The sequence below is a fragment of the Pseudomonas sp. SDT291_1_S447 genome, from assembly GCF_054070155.1.
On record NZ_JBSVXS010000309.1, the window covers coordinates 1 to 405 of the forward strand.

General features: G+C 64.0%; 1 protein-coding gene. It reads left to right on the plus strand.

Going from position 1 to position 405, the window contains the following annotated elements:
• Nucleotides 1-38 precede the first annotated feature (38 nt).
• Nucleotides 39-405 (plus strand): ATP-binding cassette domain-containing protein (locus ACW9IR_RS29685; protein ID WP_457466173.1); only part of this gene is annotated, 367 nt, incomplete at its 3' end.

Here is a 405-nt window from a genome sequence, read left to right on the forward strand (position 1 = left end):
CGTTATTCTCGATTGCCACCCCTCAAACGAGTGTTCTCATGCTGCAGGTGCAAGGTGTGTTCAAAAGCTATGCCACCCCCCAAGGGCCGTTGGCGGTGTTGGCCGGTGTGGACCTGCACCTGGCCGAGCGCAGCAGCCTGGCGTTGATGGGCGAATCGGGTAGCGGCAAGAGCACTTTGCTGCATCTGGTGGCCGGCCTGGACCGAGTGGACGGTGGCAGCATCCAGGTCGGCGAGCAGCGCCTCGACCAACTCAGCGAAGCGCAGCTGGCCCACTGGCGGCGCACGGAGATCGGGCTGGTGTTCCAGCAGTTCAACCTGATCGGCAGCCTGCGGGTCGAGGATAATTTGGCGTTCCAGGCACGGTTGGCCGGGCGGTTTGATCCGCAGTGGCAGGCACAGCTGG